This is a genomic window from Myxococcales bacterium (assembly GCA_016703425.1).
GTDB lineage: Bacteria > Myxococcota_A > Polyangia > Polyangiales > Polyangiaceae > JADJCA01.
Window position 1 is genome coordinate 396133 of sequence record JADJCA010000029.1, and the last position, 18822, is coordinate 414954.

General features: G+C 67.9%; 14 protein-coding genes and 1 pseudogene. 8 read left to right on the plus strand and 7 right to left on the minus strand.

Annotated features, from left to right (window positions below):
• Positions 1-102: 102 nt before the first annotated feature.
• Positions 103-1407 carry a DUF4388 domain-containing protein gene (locus tag IPG50_35145; GenBank protein MBK6697390.1) on the minus strand — a complete coding sequence of 435 codons (1305 nt, stop codon included), beginning with the start codon at positions 1405-1407 and terminating at the stop codon, positions 103-105.
• A gap of 227 nt (positions 1408-1634) precedes the next feature.
• Here IPG50_35145 and IPG50_35150 point away from each other — a divergent pair, with 227 nt between their 5' ends.
• The 3 genes from IPG50_35150 to IPG50_35160 all read left to right on the plus strand — a co-directional run bounded on the left by IPG50_35150 (position 1635) and on the right by IPG50_35160 (position 4597).
• Positions 1635-2639: a LamG domain-containing protein gene (locus IPG50_35150; GenBank protein MBK6697391.1), complete on the plus strand. Its 1005-nt coding sequence runs from the start codon at positions 1635-1637 to the stop codon at positions 2637-2639.
• 183 nt (positions 2640-2822) lie between these two features.
• Positions 2823-4121, plus strand: a complete 1299-nt coding sequence (locus IPG50_35155; protein MBK6697392.1) for a hypothetical protein — start codon at positions 2823-2825, stop codon at positions 4119-4121.
• A 77-nt stretch (positions 4122-4198) separates the two neighbouring features.
• Positions 4199-4597 (plus strand): hypothetical protein, encoded by a 399-nt coding sequence (locus tag IPG50_35160; protein MBK6697393.1) that lies wholly within the window; start codon positions 4199-4201, stop codon positions 4595-4597.
• 66 nt (positions 4598-4663) lie between these two features.
• Here the strand turns inward: IPG50_35160 and IPG50_35165 are convergent, their stop codons facing one another.
• A complete protein-coding gene (locus IPG50_35165; protein ID MBK6697394.1) occupies positions 4664-6115 on the minus strand; it encodes a hypothetical protein in 1452 nt (483 codons plus the stop codon).
• A 338-nt stretch (positions 6116-6453) separates the two neighbouring features.
• Here IPG50_35165 and IPG50_35170 point away from each other — a divergent pair.
• From IPG50_35170 to IPG50_35185, 4 genes and pseudogenes are all read left to right on the plus strand, one after another.
• Positions 6454-7543, plus strand: a pseudogene (locus IPG50_35170) (ATP-binding cassette domain-containing protein).
• A 56-nt stretch (positions 7544-7599) separates the two neighbouring features.
• A complete protein-coding gene (locus tag IPG50_35175; protein ID MBK6697395.1) occupies positions 7600-8376 on the plus strand; it encodes an ABC transporter permease in 777 nt (258 codons plus the stop codon).
• Positions 8377-8436: 60 nt separating this feature from the next.
• A complete protein-coding gene (locus IPG50_35180; protein ID MBK6697396.1) occupies positions 8437-10260 on the plus strand; it encodes a GldG family protein in 1824 nt (607 codons plus the stop codon).
• A 41-nt stretch (positions 10261-10301) separates the two neighbouring features.
• On the plus strand, positions 10302-11384 hold the full coding sequence (locus IPG50_35185) for a DUF4340 domain-containing protein (GenBank protein MBK6697397.1): 1083 nt from the start codon (positions 10302-10304) through the stop codon (positions 11382-11384).
• Between the two features lie 144 nt (positions 11385-11528).
• Here IPG50_35185 and IPG50_35190 read toward each other — a convergent pair whose 3' ends face one another.
• The 4 genes from IPG50_35190 to IPG50_35205 form a co-directional block, all read right to left on the minus strand.
• Entirely contained in the window at positions 11529-12182 is a 654-nt protein-coding gene (locus IPG50_35190) for a hypothetical protein (protein ID MBK6697398.1), read from the minus strand.
• A gap of 142 nt (positions 12183-12324) precedes the next feature.
• Entirely contained in the window at positions 12325-12573 is a 249-nt protein-coding gene (locus IPG50_35195; GenBank protein ID MBK6697399.1) for a hypothetical protein, read from the minus strand.
• Between the two features lie 889 nt (positions 12574-13462).
• Positions 13463-15838, minus strand: coding sequence for a heavy metal translocating P-type ATPase (locus IPG50_35200; protein ID MBK6697400.1), 2376 nt, complete (start codon positions 15836-15838; stop codon positions 13463-13465).
• An 8-nt stretch (positions 15839-15846) separates the two neighbouring features.
• Positions 15847-16044, minus strand: a complete 198-nt coding sequence (locus tag IPG50_35205) for a heavy-metal-associated domain-containing protein (protein ID MBK6697401.1) — start codon at positions 16042-16044, stop codon at positions 15847-15849.
• 99 nt (positions 16045-16143) lie between these two features.
• On the opposite strand from IPG50_35205, the gene IPG50_35210 reads away from it, so the two are divergent.
• Positions 16144-17418 (plus strand): MFS transporter, encoded by a 1275-nt coding sequence (locus IPG50_35210; GenBank protein MBK6697402.1) that lies wholly within the window; start codon positions 16144-16146, stop codon positions 17416-17418.
• An 18-nt stretch (positions 17419-17436) separates the two neighbouring features.
• On the opposite strand, the gene IPG50_35215 is transcribed toward IPG50_35210, so the two are convergent.
• On the minus strand, positions 17437-18810 hold the full coding sequence (locus IPG50_35215) for a hypothetical protein (protein ID MBK6697403.1): 1374 nt from the start codon (positions 18808-18810) through the stop codon (positions 17437-17439).
• Positions 18811-18822: the final 12 nt, after the last annotated feature.

Genomic DNA, 18822 nt, shown 5'->3' on the forward strand with positions numbered 1-18822 from the left:
ATTGGTCTCCAAGCGTCTCCCTTGGTGTCTCTGCACCAGGAGCGCCCGTCCCGTCCGCGGGGGGGCGCCCGTCGCCGCCTGTCCAGCGAAGGTTGGACCCGCCTAGCTCTTCTTCAGAATCTTTTGGAAGAGTCCGCTTGAGCTTCGCACGCCTTGCTTGGCGCGCATCTCGGCGAGGCGCACCTCTCGCGCGGCTTCGACGTTCGCGGGGTTGAGCGTGTGGGCGGTGCGGAAGTCCAGCATCGCTTTGTCGAGCTCACCGGCCTTTCGGTAGACCTGTGCACGATACACGTAAGCTCGCTCGCAGCCGGGGAACATGTCCAAGGCGCGATCCAACATCTCGAGAGGCTCTTTCGTCTTGTCGGTGCGGAGGAAGCGAACCCAGCCGAGCAGCGCGAGGTATTCGGCCTGATGCGGCTCGTCTTCCGTCGCGCGTCGGCAGAGGATCTCCGCGGCGCTCAGATCGCGCTGCGCGACGGCGATCTCCGCGTTCTGAAAATTGACGCGGGCGTCGTTGGAGACGCGGGCGGGGGCCTGCGTCTGCGGGCGCCGCACCGACTTTGGCGCGACCTCCTCGCGCGTCGCCGCCATGGCCGGAGGCGTGAACATCCGCGGCGCCGGCTGCGAGGTCATGGGCGTGGCCTCGCGCTCGGCTCGAAGGGCGCGCGTGATGACGAGCGTGTACGCGAGCAGCGTCTCCGTCGGGCCCGAGGGCGCGCGCAGCACGCGGAAGGACTCGGCGAGGGCGCGGTCTTCTTTCGAGAAGCCGAACCGCTCGAGCTCCGCCCCCGCGTCGAGGCGAAACGTCGGCACGCCGAATCGACTCAGCGTCGAGAGCGCTTGCTCGAGCGGGCGGTGGGCTCGGACGCCGAGCCACACGAGCCGGAGCGGGTCTACGATGCTCGTGCGGTTGGCGCTGAGTTCACCGGACGCAAAGACGTATCGAGTGCTCGGCGGCAATGAGAACGCGTGGACGACCTTGCGCTCCAGCTGCTCGCGAAGGCCGCTGGCGACGCCTCGCGCGTCTGCGAGCCCCTGGTCGATGAGGACGTCGCCGTGGCGCACGCCAGGCGTGACGCGACGCCGCGAAGCGAGCTCCGCGAGCGAGCTGTTCAGGGCCGCTGAATCAATGACGCCCAGTTCGTAGAGGACTTGGCCGAGGTAAGCGACGGGCGCGGTGGTGGAGGCCGCGCACACGGAGCCGTCTTCGATGCCGAGCTCCACCTTCTCGGTGGGGGACTCGAGGCGAAGCGTGCCGGTGAGCTTCCGTTGTTCGGCGTAGGCGAGCAGGTGCGCCAGTGGCGTTCGCGCCAACATCCCTTCTGCGCCGCCCACCGTCGCCGCACCACTGTCGGCGGTGCCGAGCTGGACGCCGAGCTGGACGGGGGGACGACGGGCGGACTCCATGACGGGTCAGGCAGTCTAGGCCGAGAGTCTTTGCGCGCCAGTCGCAGCGGCGGTCGTTAACGGAGTTCGTAGAAACTTCCGCGAGCCGAAGGGGGCGCTGTCCAGTAGCGACGGATCAAATCTGCCGCCGGCGGAAGTTGAACGGCGCAGCACTGGTCGCTTCGGTGACCAGGCCCGGCGCCCGCGACCTGTGGCGGATCCCGGGGCTTCAGGTAAGGTCCCGCCCCTTGATGAAGCTCGCCCGCGTTGTGTCGGTCGTCAGTGTCCTCCTTTCGGCCTTCGCCCTCGCCAGCGCGTGCACCGACGACGCCGAGAACGGTCCGGGGCTCAGCCTCGAAGCCGGCGCGCTCGACGCTCAGGGCCAAGAGTCGGCCGACGGGAGCGCGGCGCCCGACGTGAACACGCCCTCGCCGAGCGCGGATGCCGGGCCCGACACGACGACGAGCACGAGCGATGCGGCGAGCCTCGATGGCGGAGACGGCGCCGCGACCGACGCGACCGGCGTCAGCGACGCGCCGAGTGACGCGCCGAGCGACGGGGCCGCTGACGCGTCCGATGGCGCCGCGAGCATCGGCGCGCTCCACTTCGACGGCGTCAACGACCGCGTGTACTTGCCGACCACCCCGGACGCAGGGGCCGCCAACGAGACGGCCTTCACAGTTGAACTTTGGTTCCGCACGACGGCGCTGACGGGGACGTTCTTCGAGGTCTACGGCAAGACCGGCGGCGCCGATCGGTTCATCTACCTCGAAGCCGGCAAGCCTTGCTTCTACGTCTACGGCAGCCCCACGACGGAGATGTGCGGCGCGACGGCCGGCTTCAACGACGGCCAGTGGCATCACATCGCCGGGACCCTCGGCGCCACCGGCGGCATGCGCCTCTACGTCGACGGCGCCCTCGCGGGCAGCGCGGCGACGCCCAACAAGTCGACCTTCACGTGGGACACGGACTTCGTCCTCGGCTACGGCCACATCGGCTTCTTGAGCGGGCTCGTCTCCTTTGCCGGCGACCTCGACGAAGTTCGCTTGTGGAGCGTCGAGCGCACCGGCGCCGAGATCGCTGCGAACTACAACAAAGCCGTCGCGGCCAATAGCGCGGGCCTTCAGGGCTACTGGAAGCTCGACGAGTCGGGTTCCACGGCCACGGCCCAAGACCAGACCGCTGGGGCGCACCACGGCACCCTCACGAACTTCACCTTCGCGATGTCGCCGTGGGTCGGCGGCGCTCTCTGAGCTCCCGTCGCACCCAAGAGCGATGGGCCAGCGAGGTCCCCGACGGCCAACGCAGCCAAAAAGCGATCCGGCTGTGGTCGCCTAGGCACCACCCCGAGCGCTGAAGTTTCTCGGCGTTTGTGGAGCCTGTGGCTCCGCTCGGAGGGGAAAACCGCCGGGCACGCGCGTTGCGACGAAGCGGGCATGAACTTATCCAAACTTGCTCTTCGCTCCGTCTCGACCCTGGCCCTCCTCACCACCGCGTGTTTCGCCGCCGGCTGCAGCAGCACGGCCGAGACCGGTGAAGAAGACGAAGGCGCGCTCTCCGCGGAGGCGGCCGCGCTACCGAGCGACTACGCGTTCGCGTGGGACAAGGGGCAGGCGCTGCCCGAGGCCGACCGCTGGGCGGACATGTATCGCCGCGGAGCGGCCATCGCCGAGGGGATGAACGCCGGGAGCGAGACCTTCTCGTTCAAGCCCAAGGAGATCGGTGGCTCTTCGCTCTACGCCTACGTCGACGAAGGCGCGAAGCGGCACGGGCTGTGGATTCCGCCGAACGCCTCGACGTGGATCGTCGAAGAGATCTTCGCGTTCAACCTCTCACGGCTCTTCGGGCACGGCGATTGGGCCGGCCCGGCGTCTCGGCTCACGCTCAACGGCACCGGCAGCGCCGCGTACAAGAAGATGATCGAGGGGATGAACGTGCGCGGCATCCAGGCGTGCAACAAAGATCATCAGCTGAAATACATGGCGCAGAACCCCAACTACTTCGTCGGGATCTACAAGGAGTTCTTGCCCGACACGAAGGTTGGCGACGTGAAGGGGCTCGTCAAGGACGATGGCCTCAACGCGTCGCACGCGGTGGCGAAGTTCTTGAGCAACGGCTCGCGGCAGCCCACCAGCGACGCGGTCTACTTGATCGCGAAGGGCGGCACCTACGAGATCATCACGCGGGAAGACGCCGGCTACGAGGCTGCCAAGGCCAGCCACACCGCCGAATCGACGGAGCTCGAGGTCGCCCAGCAGCTGAACCATATGATGGTCGTCGACGTTCTGAACGGTCAGCGCGACCGCTACGGCCTCGGCACCAACATGAACATCTTCATCGAGAAGACGAAGGGCACGTTCCGCCTCGCGCTCATCGACAACGGCGGCGGAAGCGCCGGCATCCCGACCAAGTACATCAACGACTTCAAGAACAAGGTGACCCGCTTCGATCCGGCGCTCGCCGCCAACGTGACCGGCCTCGACGACTTCTTGAACAAGAAGACGGCGACGTCGTTCAAGAACTTCCAAGACGAAGACTCCTTGAAGCGGGCCCTCGGCTACGAAGACGTCGACGCCGTCAACTTGGGCAAATACAGCTCCAACTGCGGCTCCTGGGAGTACCCGTCGGTTGGGTCGTACAAGAGCCGATGGGACGCGCGCTGGACGAACTTCAAGAAGGGGCTCACGCTCGCTGCCGACCACATGCGCGCGAACAACAACCCGCTCGGTCAGTGACGCTTGGCACCTAAGCACCTCGACGCTGCGCATTCGACCCGTCGAACGCCGTGGGTCGAGGTACTAAGATGCCTCGTATGCCTCGACTCACGCTTGCCGCGGCCATGGCCAGCACGCTCGCAACGCTGAGCATGCCGGCCTTCGCCGATGGCGCCGCCGGCAGCGATGCGCCGCCGCGGACGCCCGTCGAAGTCGTTGCGGCAGCGCCCATGCGCCTCGATGTAGACGGTCGTTTCGTCGGAACGACGCCCATTCAGCTGATGCTGCTGCCGAAGCGCTACGTGCTCTTGGCGCGCACCGCGGATGACGACAGCGCAGCGGTGCGGCTTGAACTTGACGTGCGTGAAGGCGAGCAACGTCGCGTCCACCTGCCGGCCCCCGCACGTGGCGGCGGTGGCCTCGTGCTCGTGTTTGTCGCGGCTGGCGTCGGCGCACTGGCCGCCGGCGCCCTCACGGCGGTGCTCGCGCTGCGTTGACGGCCGATCCGCGAACCTAGCCGACCTCGTCCTCTCGACGTCGAAGCCATGGGCTTCAGAGGCCGATTAGGGATTGAGGCGCCAAAGCGCGAGGCGCGAGCGGCCCGTCCCGCCGAACGCCGTCGCCCCAGCGAGGACGGGCCGGTCGAAGCGGTCGACCGCTACCGCGTTCGCCACGTCGGGTATCAACGCAGTGGGGGGCGCCCCGCCGGTGTAGCCCGTCGTGAAGACACCGCCGGCACCGAACGACGCGTCGAGCGCGCCCGTTGCCGTGACCCGCCAGACGGCCATTTTGCCTTGCGAGAAGGTCGCGTCGGTGGATGAACCCGCCGCGACGACGCGGCCTTTCGAGTCGAGCGCGAGGGAGAAGGCGCGCGTGATGCCGCCGACGGGCGCGCCCACCTCCGGTGGCAACGTTGCCACCCCTCCGCTACCGAACGTTGCGTCGAGCACGCCGCTGTTCGTCAAGCGAACGACGGTGCCTCGCAGCGCGCCGCCTCCGTATCCCGTTACGTAGACACGGCCCAAACCATCGGCGGTCACCCCCGCCGCTGTGGCCGTTGGGATCAACGCTCGACCCGAGGCGCCGAAGCTTGTGTCGATGACACCGTTGCTCGAATAGCGAAACACGAAGGTCTCCGACCCGCCGGCCCCCGTGAAGTGACTGCCGACGACAAGGACGCGCTGCTCACCGTCGACGGCGAGCGCGTGACCAAAGCCTTCGCGCCCCGCGATGTGACTGTTGACGAATCCCTTCGGCGCGGCGAAGCCGCTCGTGTCGGCGTTGCCGTTTGCGAGGTACCGCCACGCGGCAATGTCATAGCCCCCGGTCCCGCCGACGAGCACGGCGCCCGGAACACACGCCACCTGTTCCCCGCGGTCACCGCCGGTGCCCGTCGTGTTGGTTGTGGTGACGAACCCCGTGCCGTTGAACGCGGTGTCGAGCGCGCCCTGGCTCGTCAGACGATAGAGCACGAGTTTGCCCGCGCTGTTCGTCGCGCCAGTGGCGTACGGGCGATCGGACGCGTCGACACAGACGCCGTTGGCCCACTCGTAAACATCGCCCGTCGTGCCTGACTTGGTCCACGTGCCCCCCGTCGCGAAGCTCGTGTCGATGGCGCCACTTTCGGAGAAGCGCCACAGGGCCGAGTAGGCGCCCACCGAAGAGAGGTTCGAGTCGACGCGGCCGGCGGCGACGATGCGCTGTTGCGAGTCGATGGCGACGGCGTGACCAACGTCGGCGCTGCCTTGGGCGGGGAGCGCTTGCGGAGCGATGACGTAGCCGGCGCCACCGAGGCTCGTATCCAGGCTTCCCGCGGGACCCGTCGGCGTGAAGGGCGAGCCCCCGTCGCCTGGGAGCGCCGCGCCATCGCTCACGAGCGCACCGTCGGGGAGGCGGTCGACGCTGGCGTCGGAGCTGCCAGGTCCCGCGGGCCCAGCGTCTTCCGCGGACGACGTGCTGCAGCTCGCCAGCGCCAAGGCGACGCCGAAACCGCGGAAGAGCACAGCGCGGAGCATCGATTCAGTACACCTCGTGCCCTCCACAGCCGCAAGGATCCACGCGGAAGCCAGAAGGAGAGAAATCTGGGGAATTCCCGGCCGCCTCGTGGGTTAACCCGCCGCGCCGGACCTCGCGCCGGCGCAGCCGGGAACGTTGACACCCCGGCCCCCCTGATTAAAGTGCCGGCCGGCTTCGTGTCTGTCCCCGCTGGGGGTAGCCACCGAGTCGAGCGGCGCGCCTTTCCTCGTAGTTTTCCTAAAAAGCGCCCGCACCGAAGCCCTGCTCGGACCGCGACTCGGTCCACGGCGGGGCTCTTACGCCACCACGGAGATCCCGCCCGATGGCCACCGACGTGATGATTTATGCGAATGACCTCTCGAAGCGGTTCGGCACGTTCCGCGCCCTCGACAAGGTCAACTTCGAGGTTCGTAAAGGAGAGGTCGTCGGATTTCTGGGCCCCAACGGCGCCGGAAAGTCCACGACGATGCGCATTCTTACGTGTTTTCTCGCTCCCAGCGAGGGCACGGCGCGGGTCCGCGGCTTCGACGTCTTCGAGCAACCGCTAGAGGTTCGCCGGTCGCTCGGCTACCTCCCGCAGCGCGCCGCTCTACCTGGAGATGAGCGTCCTCGAGTACCTGAAGTTCGCCGCCGATCTCCGCCAACTCGACGCCTCGACCTTCAAGAAGCGGGCGAAAAACGTCGTGGAGGTGTGCGGCCTCACCCAGGTCCTCGGCAAGGAGATCCGCCACCTCTCGCACGGCTATCGGCAACGCGTCGGTCTCGCGCAAGCGCTGATTCACGATCCGCCGATCCTCATCCTCGACGAGCCCACGAGCGACCTCGACCCCAACGAGAAGGCCGAGTTCCTCGAGTACCTGAAGCAGATCGGCGAGGAGCGCACGGTCCTCCTCTCGACCCACAACCTCTCGGAGGTCGAGGCCGCCTGCGCCCGCGCCATCATCGTGTCGCGCGGCCGCGTCGTGGCCGATGGCCCGCTCGACGAGATCCGCGCCAAGAGCGGCAAGGTTCGCTACGTCGTCGCCATCCAGGAGTCGGCCGGCAGCGGCGGCTACAAGGGCAAGGGCGAGGCGCCGAAGAAGAGTGAGGTCGAGCAAGCGCTCCGCTCTGTGAAGGGCATGAGCAAGCTCGCCGAGCTGCCGACCGACGATCGCGCCCACTCCTTCGAGCTGTCGAGCGAAGAAGACCTCGACCTCCGGCCCGACCTCTTCCGCATGATCGCCGACAAGGGTTGGGTGCTGCTCGAGCTTCACCGCGACACGCAGACCCTCGAAGACGTCTTCCGTGACCTCACCGTCGGCGACGCGAAGCGCAACCGCAGCTTCGCCAAAGACGGCGACGACGGCGACAGCGGGGCCGAGCGCGCCGGCGACGACGAAGACGAAGACGATTCCGACGACGAAGAGAACGGGAAGGACAAGTCATGAGCACGATGGAAGAGAAAAACGAGCTCGCTCCGTCTCGCACGTCGCCAGCCTCGAACATGGCTTCCAGCGCGGCCTCCGAGGGCAGCGGCTCGAGCGCCAAGAACGTCATCACGATCTTTCTCCGCGAGCTGGGGAGCTTCTTCAACTCGCTCGTCGCCTACGTCGTCCTCGGCGTGTCGATGCTCGCCCTCGGCGTCTACTTCTTCTTGATGCAGTCGGGCGGCTTCTGGCAGGTCGACCGCGCCACCATGGCGCGCATGTTCGACTTCTTGCCGTGGGCCCTCTCGCTCATCGTCGTGCCGCTCGTGACCATGCGCGCGATCTCGGAAGAGAAGCGCTCCGGCACGCTCGAGCTGCTCATCACGCTGCCCGTGAAAGACAGCGAGGTCATCCTCGGCAAGTGGCTCGCGGCGCTCGCGATGTGCACCATCCTCTTGGGCCTGTCGCTGCTCTACCCCATCGCGATGTTCAAGTGGCCCTGGCACCTCGGCCCCCTCGATTGGGGTCCGATCTGGGCCGGCTACTTGGGCCTCGTGCTCTTGTCGGCCGCCGGCACCGCCTTCGGCATCATGATGTCGAGCTACACGGAGAGCCAGATCATCGCCTTCTTCGTGACGGCGGTCATTCTCGCGGGGCTCCTCATCATCGGCTCCGTCGCCGAGTCGATGCGCGGCCCCGGCGGCGAGGCCATCGCCTTCGTCAGCTTCTCGAGCCGCTTCGCGCCCTTCGCGCGAGGCCTCATCGACACCCGGTCGGTCGTGTTCTTCGCGTCCGTCTCCGTCATGTGTCTCCTCGTGGCCTTCCGAAACCTCGAGAGCCGCAAGTGGTCCTGACGCCTCCGCGTCGAACCCACTAGCGCCCAACAAGAAAGACTTAGAGAGAACGCCATGGCCATGGAGCGAAAGCAAAAGGCAGCGACCGAGAGCGGGGCCATCCTGCTCATCGTCGCCGGTATCCTCATCGCCCTGAACGCGATCAGCGCGTTTGGGCTCTTCCGCCGCGTCGACACCACGAAGGCGCAGCGCTTCACCCTTTCGCAGGGCAGCGCGCGGCTCCTTCAGTCGATGAAGCAATCGATGAAGGTCGAAGCGTACGTCACGCGCGGCCTCCCGAAGCTCGACGCCTTTACGCGCGACCTCCGCGATCTGCTCCAGGAGTACAAGGCCTCGAGCGGCGGCAAGTTCGACTACGAGCTCATCGAGCCCAAGGACGAAGAGCAGAAGAAGGCGGCGAAGGACGCCGGTCTCGTCGAGCAGCCCTTCGGTGAAGCCAGCGCCACGGAGGAGAAAGCCGCCGTCACGCAAGGCTTCATGGGCCTCATCTTCAAGTACGGCGCCGAGAAGGACGTCATCAAGTTCCTCCCGCCGGAGCGCACCGACGGCCTCGAGTTCTGGATCACCAACAAGGTCCGTGAGGTCCGCGACAAAGGCGACGACATGAAGCACAAGATCGGCGTCCTGACGGGCCACGACGAGATCAAGCTCTCCGAGGCGAACCTCGTCCCGTCGCAGATGGGCAAGCCCTCGATGCAACAGATCGTGTCGCAGAACTTCCCCTTCTACACGTTTCAAGACGTGGATCTGAAGGGCGGCGACAGCGAGATCGACGGCGCCCTCGACGGCCTCATCATCACGCAGCCCGGCAAGGACCTCACCGAGAAGGAGCTCCGCCGCATCGACCAGTTCGTCATGAAGGGCAAGAGCCTCGTCGTCGTGGCCAGCGCCGTGAACGTGAAGTCGGCCGACGCGACCATGAACGCCACGCTCTCGACGCACGGCCTGGAGAAGCTCCTCGAGGGCTACGGCATCGAGATCAAGAAGAACGCGGTCCTCGACTTCGGTCGTTCCTTCCGCGTCAACATGCTCACGCAGGGTGGCCTCGCGAGCGCCCGCTTCCCGACCTTGGCGATGGTCCAGGACGACCCGCGCTTCACGGGTCCCGAGACGCTCCTCGACACGGGCTTCCCTGCCTTCTTCCGCTTGCCGGAGCTGGTCTTCCCGTTCACCTCGCAGGTGGCGCTCAAGGCCGAGAAGCAGCCCGACGCGAAGGCGTCGATCATCGCAAGGTCCACGCCCCGCTCCATCGCCCTCACCGGCGAGACGGTGGACTTGAAGCCCTTCCAGCGCTGGACGCCGAAGGGCAAGTGGGAGCAGTTCCCCATCGCCGCGACCATCGAAGGCAAGCTTAAAGCAGCCCTTCCCGTCGGCGACAGCATCGAGCGTCCCGAAGCGAGCGCCGGGACCTCGCGCGTCCTCGTCATCGCGTCGAGCCAGTTCTTCGCGAACCCCTTCGCGCGGGCCGGCAACGGCCCTGACATGAGCCAGTTCGGCGGCATGCAGATGCCCGGCATGGGCGGCGACGAGCAGCTCCTGCAGCTTGCCGGTCCCTACGCGCAGCAAGCGCTCACGCCGACGATCCTCGCCTTCAAGAACACCCTCGACTGGCTCACCGGCGACACCGACCTCCTGGCCGTGTCGGCGAAGATCCTGAGCGAGCCGAACCTCGCTTACGGCGAGGTCGCCAAGCCGAGCTTCGACGAGAACGAGAGCGAAGAGCAGCTCCGCAAGCGCGACGAAGAAATGAAGCAAGCCAAGAAGAAGCAGCAGAGCAGCATCCAGTGGGCGCTCATTCTCGGCCTGCCGCTGCTCGTCGCGGCCTACGGCATGCTCCGCTGGCGTTCGCGCATGAGCTCGCGCGCCAACGTCTCGCTCGCCTGACTCGTCCTCCCCGACTGACCTTCGCTCCTACGAGAAGACGCATGAACCGCACGCAGAAAATCGGACTTGGCCTCGCCGTGCTCGCGGCGCTGTCCTACGGCGCCTACACAACGGGCAAGAAAGACCAGCAGACGGGCTTCGCCACCAAAGACTCGAAGAAGGCGGAGCTTCCGGAGATCAAGGGCTCCGACGACGTCGACAAGCTCGTCCTCACCAACGCCGACAAGGGCGAGGTGGTGCTCGAGAAGAAGGCCGACAAGTGGGAGGTCACCAAGCCCATCAAGGCGCCGGCCAATCAGGCCAACGTCAAATCGCTCATCGACAACATGAAGGAGCTCAAGGTCTCCGAGCAGATCGAGGCGAACGCCACGGACGAGACCAAGAAGAGCTACCAGCTCGACGCGGCGAAGGTTGTGCGTGTTGCCGCTTACAAAGGGGCCGACAAGAAGGTCGACAACCTCTTCGGCAAGAGCGGGGGACGTGGTCAGGTGATGATGGTCGACGGCAAGCCCGGCGTCTTCATCGCCAGCGGCTACTCGAGCTACCTCTACACGCGCGAGGTCAAGAACTGGCGCGATCAGGAGATGTTCAAGTTCGACGACGCGAACGTCACGCAGCTGACCATCGACAAGAAGGGCAGCGTCTTTTCCTTTACGAAGGCCGACAAATGGGCCGGCACGTTCAAAGGCACGGCCATCGCAGACATGGACGAGGAGAAGGTCAAAGACGCCGTCAGGGCGTTCAAGAGCCTCAACGCCGACGACTTCGGTGACGGCAAGGCGGCCGCTGACACGGGTCTCGATGCGCCCGAGTCGATCGTGACGATCGCGCTCAAGGAGACCACGACGGACGCTGGCGTGACGCCGCCGCAGAAGTTGACGCTCAAGGTCGGCAAGACCTCGACCGGCTCAAACCGCTACGCGCAAAAAGAAGGCGACCCGACGATCTACATCATCGCCTCCTTCGCCGCCGACTGGGCGACCGCCGAGCTCCCCAAGTTCCAGAAGGCCAAGGGCGACGCCGGCGCACCCGGCAAGGACGTCGCGAAGGCGCCGCCGATGGGTATGCCCATGGGCATGCCCGGCATGCCCCCGGGCATGCCTCCGGGCCACCCGAGCCACTAGGGCGCCGCCGGGCGCGACGGCACTACGTGCCGTTGCGCTGCTACGCAGCGCATGCTGGCGGCGCATGGTCGAGGGAGCGTTCACGCTCCCTCGAGCTCCCACGAGGACCTGATCAGAGCCACTGCCGTCGCGCCCGGCGGCGCTCTAATAGACCGGCAGCAAGAGCGCGCCGTCGATTTGGGATGCCGTTGGGAGCTTCGAGCCGGCCTGGAACTCCCCCTTCAGCTTCGAGGCCGTGAACAGGATGAAGCGCTCTTGGAAGTTGTGGTAGAGCCCGTTGCACGGCGGCTCGCCGCGCGTCGTCGCGTCGGGCAGCGCGTCGCAATACGCGATGCCGTCGCATGAGAACGGGTCGCCGGTGTTGCCGCAGCCCCACCAGTGCGTGACGCTCGACATCTGGCCGTTGTCGGCGAAGAAGTAGACCAAGAGCTTGCTCTTCGAGCCGCTCTGCGTCGTGCCGATCACCGTCACCTTGATGCGATCGGTCTGCGTGCCACCGGCGTTCTGCGCGTCGATGGAGTCGATGGTCCAAGAGCCGTTGCCCTTGGCCGGCTCCGTCGCGCTCGCGTTGACGCTGCTCGTTGCGGGCTTCTGCGGCGCCGGGGTTCCTGGGGGCGTCGTGGTGGTGGTGCCCCCGTCGCCGCGGTTGCCAGTTCCCGTTGTCGCTCCGGTGCCAGTGCCGGCTCCGCCGTCTGTCGCAGTCGTCCCTCCCGTGCCCGACGACTTCGGAGCGGTGACCTCCGAGCTGCAACCCCACACGGATACAGCGCAAACGAGAGCCGAGATGGCAACGCGCATCCCTTCACCAAAGCAAACCCTCCGCTCCCGTCAATGGGGGCGAGGTGAAAGAGATGCGGCGTGCTGGACGTTTGCGCCCGGGCTGCACGGGGAGGTACGACGGGACGCCCTCTGAATGCCCGCGCGCTCGCTCAATCGTCGCTCAAACCTCCCAAGGTTCCGCGCCCGAGGTGTCTGCGAGATCAAAGCGGGGGAGAGGCTCGCTGGCGCCGGCGCCGGCATCGGCTCCGTATCCGGTCCAGGCTCCCATGGGATCGTAACCTCCGCCGAGGTCGGAGCTTGCGGCCGGGGCCGCCGTCGGCTGCGCGTAAGCGCCGGCCTGTTGGAGATCCCAAGCGCCACCGGGCGCCGCTGCCCCGGCATCGGCTCCATAGCCGGTCCAAGCTCCCATGGGATCGTAAGCTCCGCCGAGGTCGGAGCTTGCGGCCGGGGCCCCGACGGCTGGGCGTAAGCGCCTGCCTGCTGGAGATCCCACTCGCCACCGGGGGCCGCTGCGCCGGACGGCTGTGCGTAGGCGCCTGCCTGCTGGAGATCCCATTCTCCGCCCGGGGCTGCTGTGGGACCACTCGCTGCGCCGGTTGCGCCAGGCGCGGCGCTTGGCGCGCCAGCGCCCGTCACTCGAGCCTCCGGTGGCGGAAACGGCGCCGCCGGAGGAGGCAGCGGAAGGTCGTCGTCCGCCCCGCGCGCCGCGGACGGTGCAGCGGGCCCGTAAACCGGCGCGGGCGGTGCGTGCGGCGCGCTGCGCGCGAGGGCCGCTTCGTCAACGAAGGACGGCGACGCGTACGGCGTCGACGGCGTGAACGTGGCGGGGGGCGTGGTCGCGTGAGGCGTCGTGGCGCCCGGACGCGCCGGCCCTTGCGGCGAGGAGCGTCCGCTGCCGAGCGCTTCACCGAAGAGGCCGCGCAACGCTTCGCCGACGAAGCGCCCCGTCCCCGGGGGGAGCTCGTCAAGGAATCCGTGACTCGTGCCAGGCGTCGACATGCCGTGCGTTCGCATGAGCTCCGCGACCTCGGCGGGGCGGGCGCCGGCTCTCACGGTGAGCAACGCTGGCGCGATGCCACCTTGCACGTGGTCGAGATCGGCCGCATCGAGGGTCCGTTCATCGGTCTTCTTCATGTGTCCTCCAGTCATCGAAGGACATGCAGCAAGGCCAATGCCGCTCCCACGGAGCCCTCTCGACCCGAAAAAATCCGACTGCGACGGTTGCATCTTCCACGCGATCGCGGCCTTCGTGCCCCACGATCGCAGCGCGCATGGAGCGCGCCGCCGCGCACTGCGGCCTACCGCCGGCGAAACCCGCGGAGCCTTAGGCTGTTGGTCACCACGCTGAAGGAGCTCAGCGCCATCGCCGCGCTCGCCAAGACGGGACTCAAGAGGACGTGGAAGGTCGGATAGAGCGCGCCCGCCGCAACGGGGATCGCGAGGACGTTGTAGCCGAAGGCCCAGAAGAGGTTCTGGCGCATCGTGCGTACCGTCCGGCGTGCCAGCACGATGGCGTCGGCGACGAGGGTCGGATCGGGGCGCATGAGGACGGCGTCGCCGGTTTGCACGGCCACGTCGGCGCCGGCGCCGCCGCCCATCGCGATGCCCACGTGCGCGTGCGCCATGGCCGGCGCGTCGTTTACGCCGTCGCCGATGACGGCGACGTGCCTTCCTTTGCCCATCAGCTTCGTGACCACCTCGACCTTGCCTTCCGGCGTCGCCCCGAAGACCACATCGGCTATCCCGAGATCGCGTGCGACGGCTCGCACCGCCGCCTCGCGGTCTCCGCTCACGAGCTTGATGTGAACCCCCATAGCCGAGAGGCGCGTGACGGCCGCCTTCGCCGTGGGGCGCGGCACATCGGCCAAGGCGAAGGCTCCCAGCAGCGCGTCGCCCCTCTTCACGAAGACGTGCGACGCGCGATCCTGCGACGCGGAGCTCACGAGCGCCTCCTCGAGAGCGCGGGCCTCGAGAGCGAGCACGTCGCCTTCGCCGCTCGCCGTCACGAACGCCCTCGTTCCAACGCGAACGTCTACGCCACCGAGTCGCAACTGGGTGCCCGCGCCACGAACGTTTCGAAAGGCATCGGCCGGCTCCGTCGTGACGGTGCCTTGCGCCAGCGCGTAGCGCACGAGCCCTCGTGCGATGGGGTGCTCCGACAGGCGCATCGCGCCAAGAGCCGTCTCGAGAAGCGCATCGCGCGATGCGCCCTCGGCGAGCACTTCGCTAGAGACCTCGGGTTTGCCGGTCGTCAGGGTGCCGGTCTTGTCGAAGACCACGGTGTCGATGGTGGCCAGCGCTTCCAAGGCCTCGCCGCCCTTGATCAGAACACCGAGCTCAGCGCCTTTGCCGGAGGCGACCATCATCGCCGTCGGGATGGCGAGTCCCATCGCGCAAGGGCAAGCGATGACGAGCACCGAGACGGCTACGGCCGCGGCGCGGATGGGGGCCGCCCCCGCGGCGACCCAGATGACGAACGTCAAGGTGGCCAGCGCCAGGATGGCCGGTACGAAGCGCGCGCTCACGCGATCGGCGAGCTTCTGCATCGGCGCGCGCGTCCGTTGTGCCTCTTCGAGGAGCCCCAAGATCTGTCGCAAGCGGCCGTCTCTCGCCGCGCTCGTGACGCGCACGAGGAGCGACCCGTCGTCGTTGAGTGTGCCCCCGATGACGGTTGCACCGACGCCCTTCGGGACCGGGGCCGCCTCCCCCGTGAGCATCGATTCGTCGAGCGAGCTCTCACCCTCGACGACGACGCCGTCGAGCGGAACGCGCTCGCCCGGCTTGATGCGGACTTGATCGCCGACGACGACGCGCGAGAGGGGAATCGCTACCTCCAGGCCGTCGGTGACGACGTGCGCCAGCTGCGGCTCAAGCGACGCGAGCCCCTTCAGCGCGGCCGTCGTCTGACGTTTCGCCCTCGCTTCGAGCGTGGCGCCAAAGAGGACCAACGCCACGATAAAGACGGCCGCCTCGAAGTACGCGTCGGCGACGAGGCCTGCGCGATGAAACACGCCTGGCGAGAAGGTGGCGACGAGCGAGTAGAAGACCGCCGCCGACGTGCCGAGCACGACCAGCGTGCTCATGTCCGCGGTACCTCGTCGCAGGGCGGCCCAGGCGCGCACGTAATACATGCCCCCGGCCCAACCCACGACCCCTGCGGTCACCACGAGGAGCACCGCCAGGAGCGCTTCGCGCGGCGTTCGGTAGAGCCACGGCGCTACGCGAGCCAGGCTTGGGCTGAGCACCTCGCTCGTAAAACGCATGAACGGATCGACGCTCGCGTGGTTCATGTCGGGCGCGGCCATGAGAGGCATCGACACGATCATGGCGACGGCGGCGCCGACGAGGCTGAGCCCCGCCTTTCGCGAGAGGGCCGTGACCTCGCGGCGCGCCGCCTCTTCAAGGGCGTTGGCCTTCGCGGCCGGGTCGTCGTCGCCCAGCTCCAGCGACGCCTCGTAGCCAGCGTCGACGACGGCGCGAAGGAGCGCCGCTCGATCGAGGGTGTCCTGTCCCGTGACGACGGCTTCGCGCATCACGAGGTTGACCTCCGCGGTCTGCACCCCGGGCACACCGGCGAGCGCCTTCTGCACGTGCGCCTGGCAAGCGGCGCACGTCATCCCGCCCACGTTGAGGACCGTTCGTGGAGTCCTCGCGGGTGAGGGCGTGCCGGGCATGACGCGTCTCAGCCGGCGCGACTCGCGGCGTAGCCGGCCGCTTCGAGTCGGCGCAAGAGGTCTCCCAAGAGGGCGTCGTCGACGTCGACCTCGGCGCGACCGACCTCCACCACCGTCGGAGTCACGCCAGCCTGCTCCATGACCTTCTTGACCCGGCGAACGCAGCCGTCGCAGTGCATGCCCTGGATTTCAAGCTTGGTACTCACGGACAACCTCGCTCCCACCCGCGAGGCCATAGTGGGGACGCGGCCGCAAGTCTGCAACCTCCATTCGACGTTCCAAGCGCGCCGGGTACGATGGCGACCTTGAACGACAGCCCATCGCAAGACGGCCGGGCCCCGAGCCTCGCGCCGTTTCCTGTCCCGACGCAGGTCGCCTTCGTGGCCCTGGCCACGGCGCTCATGGCCGTGAGCTACCTCGATCGGCAGGTCTTCGCGGTCTTGTCACCCACCGTGACGAAGGAGCTGGGCATCAGCGATGCCACCTACGGCCTCCTGGCGGGGACCTTTTCTTGGGCGTACCTGATCGGTCCGCCCGCGGCGGGGGTCTTGCTCGATCGCGTTGGCGTGCGTCGAGGACTCGTCGCCGCCGTGCTGCTCTGGTCGACGATCGCTGGGATGCATGCGCTCTGCACCGGTGTCGCGACGCTCTTCGCGCTGCGCTTCGCCCTGGGTCTCGCCGAGGCGCCCTCCTTTCCCGGGGCCGCGCGCCTCGTCCATCAGGCGGTGCCGAAGGAGACGAGCCCCCGCGCGTTCGGGTTCCTGTTCACGGGCAGTTCGCTCGGGGCCGTCGTCGCGCCGCCGCTGGCCACCTGGATGTCGGCGCGTTTCGGCTGGCGCTTTGCCTTCATCGGGACCGCGGTCGTGGGCCTCGCGTGGATCCCCGTGTTCGTGCTCCTCTCGAGACGTGCGCCAGAGGTCTTCGCGCGAGGTGACGCGGAACCGTCGGCGCACCCGCGGGGCGGCTCCGCCTTCCGGGTCCTTCGCGAACCTGCGATGTGGCGGGGTATCGCCGCCGCTCTCGCCGCGTCGCCGGTGGCGGCCTTCGTGTTCCTCTGGGCGCCGAAGCTCCTCGTGGCACGGTTCGGGGCGACGCAAGCGGACTTGGGCCGCCTCCTGTGGATCCCGCCCTTGATGTTCGACCTCGGCTCCGTCGCCTTCGGCGACCTGGCAAGCCGCGCGCGCTCGCGCTTTTCCGGGCAACGCGCGCAGGTGTTCCTCTTTGGGGTTGCGGCCTTGTTTGCCATGACGCTTGCGCTCGTGCCTTTCGCAAACGGCACGCTCCTCGCGGCGGTTCTCGCGGGGCTCGCGCTCGTCGGCGTTGGAGGTATCTCGGCCATCAACACGAGCACGGTGCTGTCGGCCGTCCCGCGCGACCTCGTGGGCGTGGCCGCCGGCACCGCGGCCGCGGCCCAGTCCGTCGCGTACATCGTCGCGAGCGCCATCGTAGGGCGCCTGGTTGGCTCGCCTCGTGGCTACGATCTCGCCGTGTGGGGGCTGGCCGCTTGGGTGGTGCCGGGCGCGCTGCTTTGGCTGGCGTGGGAGCCTATGCGGCGGACCCTGCGCCCGCGCAGCGCATAGAACTTGAGCCGCAGCGCGCTAGGGACGCAAGATGCGGTAGATGCCGCCGCGCCAATCGCCCCAGTAAAGATAGGCGCCGTCCTGCGCGAAGCCAAAGGGCCGGGCGTTGGCCACGAGGACCTTCGGAGTGCACGGAGCCGCGGCGCCCTTCGCGCAGTACTCGATGGTCCCCGCGATGGTGCCGAAGTAGACGTTCGCGCTGTCGACGGCGATTCCAAAGTGGCTGCCCTTGGGGCCGGCCACGTTGGTGGAGCGTTCGTGCAAGAGCTCGGGGACGCCGCTGGGGCAGCCGGCTACCGGACATCGCAAGAGTCGTTCGACGCCGGACGTCGTGTAGTAGGCCATGCCGCTCGTGAAGAAGACGTGCGTGCCATCGCTCGCGACGGCGCCGATCTCGGCCGGGCCTGCGTCGGCCACATCGGCGCCCACGAGCGTCGAGCCGCCATCGTTGCAGTTGCCCGTCTTGTCGCAGACGCGGATTTTGTTGGTGTCGATGGCGCCAAACACGCGCGACGTGTCGAGGGCGATCGTTTGGGGGCCGTTGTCGATGGAGCCGGCCATGTTGCCCGTGAAGACCGTCAGCTCGTTGGCCGAGGGCACCGTCACGCGCGTCATTCCGCTGCCGTGACCCCAATAGACGTGCGTCAGATCTTGCACCACGGCTGCCGGGCCCGCCTGCGAGGTCCCCCACGCGGTGCGGCCGCCGTCGACCTCAAGACGCCAGAGGTGGTTGTTGGGAGCCTGGTTGTCGGCGTAGAAGATCGGTCCGGCGGCGGTGACGGCCGCGATGCCGGTGGGAAGCGACTGATTGACGGCCGTGTAGAGCGGCGTCGGAAGCGTCGCGCACGGCGTGACCGTCGAGCAAGAGCGCACGGACGGCGCGCCGCATCCGGCGCCATTGGGCGTCTCCGTCCAAAAGACCGCGCTGCCCGCGATGGCGATGCCCCACGGGCACTTGGCTGGCGAGACCAGCTCTTCTTGTGCCGCCGCCGCGTCCTTCGGCGCATCGGCCGGCGCGTCGAGAGCGCCGAGGGCGTCGGCGGCCCCGTCGCTAGGTGGGGCGGAGTCCGACGAGGCTCCGTCGCTCGGCGCGCCGTCGGTGCTCGCGTCCAAGGTCGCGTCGGCGGTCGCGTCGAGGCCTGCGTCGTCGTTGGCGGCATCCGCGAGCGGCGGAGCGTCGAGGAGCGGTGCGGCGTCAAAGACCGGGGCAGCGTCGAAGGACGTGGCGCCGTCTATGAACGCCGCGTCCGTGCTCGGGTCGTCTCCTTCGGCGTCTGTGCACCCAGGCACAGACACGAGAAGGTCGGCATAGAGCAACCACAGTGCCGCCGATGCGAAGAGCATGAGGCCGCGCTTGCTGGTGGTGAACCTCGGTTTCCCGCCGCTTGACATGGGCGCAGGGTA